Origin of the sequence: Schlesneria sp. (assembly GCF_036405755.1) — a bacterium.
In the GTDB taxonomy this organism is placed as follows: domain Bacteria; phylum Planctomycetota; class Planctomycetia; order Planctomycetales; family Planctomycetaceae; genus Schlesneria; species Schlesneria sphaerica.
This window is the reverse complement of the sequence record NZ_DASWWZ010000549.1, coordinates 1-7,609: the sequence shown is the minus strand read 5'-3', so window position 1 is coordinate 7,609 and position 7,609 is coordinate 1. Positions and strand designations below refer to the sequence as shown.

Below are 7,609 nucleotides of genomic sequence, written 5' to 3'. Positions count from 1 at the left end.
GAAAAGACTCTCTGCCATTAACCCAGCAAACAAGTCTCCCTTGATAGCGTGGTGAAGCGCCGACTTCTCGAATTGACTCAGCATGAACTTTGTCTTGGCTTCAACCTTGAGGACACGACGGCAGATTTCATGGTAGTGATCCTCTGCGAGCAAGCGGGCAAACTCCTCTTGATTGAGCAGTTCACACCACATCTCATGGGCGACCCATTTGCAATTTCGTTCGTCCTTGAGGTATCTCGGATCGTTGAATCCACCGGGACAAAGACGAAGAAATTTCTCTTTCGGTGATTCGACAGTCATCAGTGCCTTTCCTATTTCCATTTGCTCATCGAATCGGCTGTAACCTGACTTCCGGAATTGTCTGGGTAGCCTGTGCCAGAAACTGAACTGTTGACTGCTGATCAGATTCAATGCCTCACGCTTAAACTCCGGGGTGTGCTTCCGACGTTCTTTCGACCTACTCTGGACTCCTCAAGGAAAAGCATACTCGCTTTCCTCACGCCCACATTTCATGGGCAAGTCCAATTCGTGCGATGTCAGCCTGCTTCTAGAATCCGAGTTTCTTTCCGCGTTGTTTATCGACTTCGTTAGAGAGTTCGGCTGGAGTTGTTACATGTTGCTTCACTGCTTCCACTGGCAGACATACTCTGATGCCCAGATATTCTCCGCGAGTATCGGGGGGGAAAGCTCTTCGCCCTGCTGATCGAAATGAGGCCGAATGGCCATCGAGAAAGCAGCCACCACGGACAACCTGCTGCGAACCAGCGGAAGGTGCAGAAATGGGATTCAGTGCGATTCCGTTGTCAAACTGGCTGTAAAAGCCTGGATCCCAACTGTCCTGTAACCATTCCCACACGTTGCCGGACAAGTCGAAGAGCCCGAATGGATTCGGCTTCAATTCTCCTGTCGTATGCGTCCGCATCGCGGAATTCGAAGCAATCCAACCTGCCAGAATCAGGTCTTGATCTTGATCGCCAAACCAATACTTCGTCGTGGTTCCAGCGCGGCAGGCAAATTCCCATTCTGCTTCCGTTGGCAAGCGGTAGCCCGTGCCCTCCAGTTGCGTGATTGTGTTGCCGAAACGGGAGTACCATGGTTTCAGCTTTTGCTGCTGGCTCAGCTTTGCACAGAATTCCGCCGCATCAACCCAACTCACTGACTCTACCGGAAATCGTCGTGTATCTTCGTCATCAAGAGCGTCCGCCCCGGAGCCCTGCGGTGCAAAATGAGCAGGATTTCGGTTCATGACACGTTGATACTCTTCCTGCGTTACTTCGTGGATGCTCACGTAGATCGGCTGCGATAAAACGACCTTGTGCCGTGGTCCTTCGCCTGGAACATATTCCTTCCAACCGAGAGATCGGAGTGCGTCCTGAATCTCCTCGTCCGTGGACCCCATCATGAACTCGCCGGGCGGGATCATGCGGAATTTCATGCCGATACTGTTTGTGTATTCAATCGGCACCTTGAGGAATGCGGCCCACTCCTCCTGATGTTTCTTCGCCTGTTCTGTATCAAAAGGGGCGACAGCTGGCCTGGGAGCATCCGGAGGCCAACCGTGCCACGAATTGGTCGCGGATACGGGCTTGTGGTCCAACGGCACTAACCTCGCCGTGATCTCTTTCTTCCCGTGCTGAGGCATCTCAAACTCTTGCCAATAGGTCGAGAAGCCGTCTTTGACAACCTTGAGACTGTGCTTGCCGGGATCGACATCGATTGTGATCTCTCCGCTACCACCTTTCTGACTGATTTCGACCTGCCCATCGGCATCCAGCACCTGCACCATCGCATCCGATTGATCGACGTCGACGATCAGCTTCCCGTCTTTGGTCTTCAGCGAAACGAGGATGCCGGCCAGAATCATTACGCTCAAGAGAGCGACACCGATCAGGGCCAGCGTCTTGTTGCTGCATGTCTTTCCCGCAATGGCCTTTGGATTCGCTGGAATGGTTGGATCTTTCGGCAACTTCTTGAGAAAGTCGAAGGGACCGTTTTCAAACGTCGTGGTCGGCGATTGCAGATGTGTGATGGTGGCTGCCGGGCCAGCCGTGCATCGTTGCAAATCAATAATCACCTCAGTCATTGACTGGTAACGGTCTTCGACCTTCTTGGCGACCAGCTTCTTGAACACGACTTCAAGTTCTTCCGTGACTTCCGGGTGAATTGTGCGGAGTGCAGGAATTGGCTGTTCCCGATGAGCCAGCAGTTTCTTCATCAGCGTCTCGCCTTCGTAGGTCGATTTGCCGGTCAGCAGGAAATAGAGGGAACATCCCAACGCATAGATGTCGGCACGAGCGTCGGCAGACTTGGTATCCAGAGCCTGTTCGGGAGCCATGTAATCCACGGTCCCCATGATCGTCCCGGTGGATGTCAGGTCTGCCTGCGGCGAGTCCTCTCCGTCCACACTCAGGCGAGCCAAACCCATGTCGAGAATCTTCACCGTTCCTTCGGTGTCCAGCAGAAGATTGGCAGGTTTGATATCTCGATGAACGATTCCCTTCTTGTGGGCGGCTTCCAGGCCTTTGGCGGCTTGCAGGACATAATTGACGGCTTCCTCAACGGAAAGCGGCCCCCCCTTCTTGACCAAGACCGAAAGATCACGGCCCTCTACCAACTGCATGACAAGAAAGTGAATGCCATTGGACTGATCGGCATCGTAGGCCGTGACGATGTTGGGATGTATCAGCTTAGCGGCCGCTTTGACTTCCCGGTGAAAGCGGGCAATGGCTGCCTGGTCCTTGGTCATCGCAGTCGGCAACACTTTGACTGCCACGAGCCGTTCCATGACTCGATGCCGGGCCTTGAAGACTTGCCCCATACCGCCCGCTCCGATCTTTTCCATCAGGACATAGTTGCCGAGGGTCAGCGACTTCCCCTTGCCTTTGGAAATTTCTTCAACCTGAAACTTGGTCAGTTTCTTCTGCCTGACCAAGTGACGCGCGAGGTCTTCGGCGTTTTGGGGTGACGCCTTCGGCGGAATGAAATCCTTGATCGTGTCATCCGTCAGAATCCCACTCTCTTCAAGCTGCTGGAGGAACTTGTGAAGGGGGACGGTCATCGTTAGGTTTCGAATTCTAGTGATGGAATGGAACGAGAATCGTCTGCGATATATTCCCGAAACACGCTCTCATTTACCAGACAACGTGAGACTCCCGTCGGGAAACCGCCAATACTGTTCGGCACGAGATGCGACGTGTCTCATAAACGCTCTCGGCGATTTCATTCTGCTGATGAGCTCACTTCGTGACATCGCGCCGCTGGAGATTCGGCGCGATGAAAGAGATGCGGAGAGTGGCTTCCGCATGAGACTCTGGCAAGAAGATGCCGCGGTTTGTATCGCAGGGAATGACTCGCGCGAAATCTGCTGGGGTGGCTGGTCTACTTCACCAGTCGGTCCGCGTATGACGCCTGGCGGGGCCGTACTCCAACAGGGCGATCAGGAGACGAACTCGCGGATGAACTGAATCAGCGAGGGGTCTGGCTGATAACGGGTTGTGTTGAGCGGATTGTGTTTATCGGCGAAAGTCGAGCTAAGCGCCTGATTCAAAACTTTGGGCAGGTCCTCGTCCGTTTCGGCAACGATGATTTGTTGCGAGCGTCGAAAGTGGCGCACGGTGGCGAGCTGATGATCGTTTCGTTGCTCGCCCAGGTCGGCTCGCTTGGGCATGATGATGATTGGCTTGAGTAGTTCGAGGGCCGTGATGATCGTCCCCATCCCTGCGTGGGACACGATCAATCGCGATTCCTGAAAGATTTCTCGATATTTACCTGGTGTGAGAAATCGAACAGACTCGCAGTTCGCAGGCGCGTAGCTGCCGGTCCCAATCTGGGCAAAGACCTTTTCCTTCGACGAAGTCTCGGCAATCCACTGGTCCACCGCCTTGATCAGACGGTCAAACGGATCCAGACTGCCGACAGTCACAAAGATCATATCACAGCACCTTTGTAATCAGCGCCGTCTGGTGATGCGAGATGACTCCACTGCGTCAGAGTGACATCCGCATGTTTCGACGCGAGTTGCCCAGAGAGCGAGAGTTCTTCCGCGTTGGCAATGCTGTCGATCCAGAGCGTCTTCGCACCGAGGAGCTTGCCCAGGCGAATCGCAACGTAGCCGGGGGCAGCCCCCGTCGTGATGATCGCGTAGGGCCGGTGCCGCAGCAGAATCCAAAGGATCTGTGCGCTCAAACAGAGCAGCCGCAGTTTCTGGTTTCGAGTCGCCTCACAGACAACGACGAATTTTTCCCCTGCGACCATGCTGTGATAGGAAGGGTCCGTGGTGACAAACGTCACATCAGATTCAGAGAGCGCCGGGCGCAGACGTAAAAGCTGAATCCAGTGTCCTCCCCGAGAGGCCACTGCGAGGACTTTTCTTCGTTTCCCATTAGATGGTAGTGAGGAGGGGAGTCCCTCCGTCCGATGCGACTGTGCGACGTCCGGGCGATTCGCACTTTGCTCATATTCACTCACACGCAGTCCTCTCGCCCACCTGATCAGAAAAGTGGTCACTGGCTTCCCGATTTGTGATGCGTTTGTACCGAGTTCCACCTGAGCGGGGAGATGGTGCGGTGCAGACTGAAAAGCGAACCGAAAACATTTTTTGAGTTTTACTCCCTGCACCTCTGGTCCCCGCAACGAGACTTAGGCCAGTATTGGGTTTGATTTCAATCCGGCTGAAGCATTCGTCATCTGCAAAGTTTTACATTGCCGATCGATTCACGTGCCGATGGCGATGTGACGACCTAAGTGCCGGCTGCTGAAGGCAGCGCCTTGTTGCCAATAGAAACTCTCGGCACGATCTTCGCAACACTGCTGCGGACTCGCCAGCGAAATCTCCGCACGCCCATTCGGGGAACCGTACCGGATATTGTTTCAGCCCTCTTCGCACCTGTGGCGTCATCGACACGTACCGTCGCGTTACGTCCGACGTCCGCCACTTTTCCTCAGGACTCCTTGTCAGACAAGAGAGTTCGTAACGGCCGCTCCCACGGTCATGCTGAGGACCGCGGCGTCATCCCTCACAAATCTGAAATCCGCGCGAGGATGTTTGCACGTTGCTCGACGGCGGGGCCCGAGTTGCAATTGTGAAACCGCACCAATCAATCGGATTTCGTTGTCGGAAGAATCAAAACCGATCAAGGCGACCGGGACTACTCACTTCCCTTGGAGTAGCGGCCAAGTGGCACGGAACTGCGACAGAACGTCTGGATGCTGATCAGGGGCTTGAAGGCATCTGTGTCTGTCAGGATATTCCATGTCAGGAATTTCGTCAGCATTCTACTTTCTGAGCCCTTTGGCATTCCTTGGGATATTGAAGCGGTGATTCGCGTTCTCTGGTGCGCGTTCAACTTGCGACGAATGCCGGTGTGATTGCGAACGGTGGACTGTCACTGCCCCAGCGGCACGCGGCATGAGTCCATTCGAAGTCCGGTGTCAGGCAATTCAGAATGGCCGTGAGTCGCTCGTGTAGATTAAGGGATTGTTATCTAATGCAGCGTGAGCTGTGCTGTTGACAGGTCGCTAATCCTGCGCAGCGAAGCTGTCTTGTGCGTGGTCACCATTCCCATGCGTTATTAAACGTATTCGATCACACGGCGGGTGGATTCCCTGATTCGGAATGGCAGAAATATTACAACATAAGTAGATTTCCTGAGCGTGCTAACACCCTCGGTCTCACGTGCGACACCAGGTAAGTAGTCTGCTTTCACCTCTCTCGACAACTGTGTTGTCATTCTCAGTTCCCTCCCCGTCAACTATGTCTAAAGGGCTCATTCGAATGGAAGTGAATCTTTTCGGAAGGATCTCCGCTGCCTTGAGAATCGCTGCAATGATGTGCGTCTCATGCGCCTCCGCGCAAGCGGCTCTCATCTCGGGGCCGGTACCGGACAGTAAGACAGTCGTCTGGGCTGACCTGCGATGGGCCTATGCCTCGCCGGTCGCGGTGACAGACTATCATAACGTTAACATCCTGCTGGAGCCGTCCGACAATGGAAATGTGGGCTGGCGATATGCGACCGCCGAAGAGTGGGCGAATCGACCTGATATCTCTCTTTTTCTCGCACTACCCGGAGGCGGAAATGACGCAGTGCGGTATTGGAACACAGGCTATACGCACATTGATACGGTTGATTACACGGCTGGCAATGTCACGTCCTACCATTACGGAGATCCCGGTTTTCTAGGATTCGACATCGCGTCTGCAGATACCATTTACGTGAAGGATCTCAGTTCTCCTCCTGTTCCTGATACGGTTCCCGAACCCGGTACCTTTGCGCTTCTCGGCCTGGGGGGATTGGGGCTGGGCGTACGAGCCATCCGACAGCGTTGGTGCAGAGGACGATAAACTCGTAGCCTCGACCAGTTCGTCGGGTCGCACTTCGCTGATGGATCACGCCCTTCCGTCTGGACGCCCGCGTGTGTCTGGACTGAGGGGCGTTTGCCTGATTCATGCTCGGGCTACGCAATCGGCAAGCGACCGCACAATGACGAAGGGCAACTTGGAAGAGAGTTGTGTCGGTACGGCTGGCGATGCTGAAGCAACCTGATGCTGCGGATGCCTGACCGTAGATGCAATGACTCAACTGTCGGAGCCGGTGTCACTCTGGAACCAGGCATTCTCGCGCGGAAATACAGACCCCTTCGCAGAGCCAGATGATTGCTTGAGTCCTCACCGAGAGAGTCAGTCGCCTCGAGCGAGTGCGAGCGCACCGTGAACAACGACGCTCTCCCCGAGTTCCGCTGGGAGAATGCGGTACGCCTCTCGCAGTGGCGGGAAGACATACTGCTGGACCGCAGTGCGAAGTGGTTCGAAAAAGATTTCTTCGCCGACGAGTGATACGCCTCCGCCGACCACCACAACTTCCGCAGAAACGAGCGTCAGAAGTTGTGCAATTCCCCAGCCCAGGACTTTTGTCGCCGCGGCATATTGATCCCGGGCCAGCTGATTGCCTGCGATTGCGGCTTCACCAATCGCTTTGGTTGTCAGTTTCTGGAAGTCGCCGCCGCAGCGTTCACGGAAGTCGTGGATGTCTCGTGTGGCTTCGCCTGCCTGGAGGATGGATTCGAGTCGCTTGACGGTCGCGATAGCGATTCCCGGGCCAGCGGCGAACGATTCAACGGTCTGATAAGGGGAAGTCGCGTCCAGGCCGGGTCGCAGATGGCCAATTTCAGCAGCCGCAGGACGGTATGTTCCGTAGATCTTCCGATCGAGAACGAGTCCGCCACCGATACCAGTCCCGACAGTGACATAAAAGACACTGCGGGCTCCACGGCCTGCCCCGAAGTTGGCTTCTGCAAGTGCGGCCACATCGCAATCGTTGCCGAGAATGGTCGGAACCCCCAGTTCCTGCTCGGTCCATGCACTCAGCGGAAAGTTGTCCCAGCCTGGAACCTGGTGACTGGTCTGGACGATTCCCTTTGATCCAAAAATGGGACCTCCAAAGCCGTAGGCCGCACGTTCGATCTTGTGTTCGGCGACCAGCTTTCGACCGACTGTTCGAATCTGGTCTCTGATCCCCTGCCCCCCTTTGGAGATATCGACATCGAGTCTCTCGAAGGCAACGAAGTCAGATCCGTCCCCCTGTCCAACACCCAGTTGCAGTTTCGTGCCGCC

General features: G+C 55.1%; 7 protein-coding genes. 1 reads left to right on the top strand and 6 read right to left on the bottom strand.

Annotation, left to right across the window (positions count from 1 at the left end):
• The 5 genes from VGE80_RS18485 to VGE80_RS18465 all read right to left on the bottom strand — a co-directional run.
• On the bottom strand, positions 1-300 hold a 300-nt coding region (locus VGE80_RS18485; RefSeq protein WP_440593691.1), incomplete at its 3' end, for a hypothetical protein.
• A 247-nt stretch (positions 301-547) separates the two neighbouring features.
• The gene (locus VGE80_RS18480; protein WP_440593690.1) at positions 548-3,058 is read right to left on the bottom strand and encodes a protein kinase domain-containing protein; all 2,511 of its coding nucleotides are present in this window, start codon (positions 3,056-3,058) and stop codon (positions 548-550) included.
• Between the two features lie 378 nt (positions 3,059-3,436).
• Complete coding sequence (locus tag VGE80_RS18475) at positions 3,437-3,931, bottom strand: glycosyltransferase (RefSeq protein ID WP_440593689.1); 495 nt, start codon at positions 3,929-3,931, stop codon at positions 3,437-3,439.
• Complete coding sequence (locus VGE80_RS18470) at positions 3,928-4,290, bottom strand: UDP-N-acetylglucosamine--LPS N-acetylglucosamine transferase (RefSeq protein ID WP_373651954.1); 363 nt, start codon at positions 4,288-4,290, stop codon at positions 3,928-3,930. Before VGE80_RS18470 ends, VGE80_RS18475 begins: the two co-directional genes overlap by 4 nt.
• An 857-nt stretch (positions 4,291-5,147) precedes the next feature.
• Entirely contained in the window at positions 5,148-5,273 is a 126-nt protein-coding gene (locus VGE80_RS18465) for a hypothetical protein (protein ID WP_440593688.1), read from the bottom strand.
• A gap of 536 nt (positions 5,274-5,809) precedes the next feature.
• Here VGE80_RS18465 and VGE80_RS18460 point away from each other — a divergent pair.
• Complete coding sequence (locus VGE80_RS18460) at positions 5,810-6,340, top strand: PEP-CTERM sorting domain-containing protein (protein WP_440593687.1); 531 nt, start codon at positions 5,810-5,812, stop codon at positions 6,338-6,340.
• Positions 6,341-6,676: 336 nt separating this feature from the next.
• Here the strand turns inward: VGE80_RS18460 and VGE80_RS18455 are convergent.
• A partial coding sequence (locus VGE80_RS18455) for an ROK family protein (RefSeq protein ID WP_440593686.1) occupies positions 6,677-7,609 on the bottom strand: 933 nt, incomplete at its 5' end.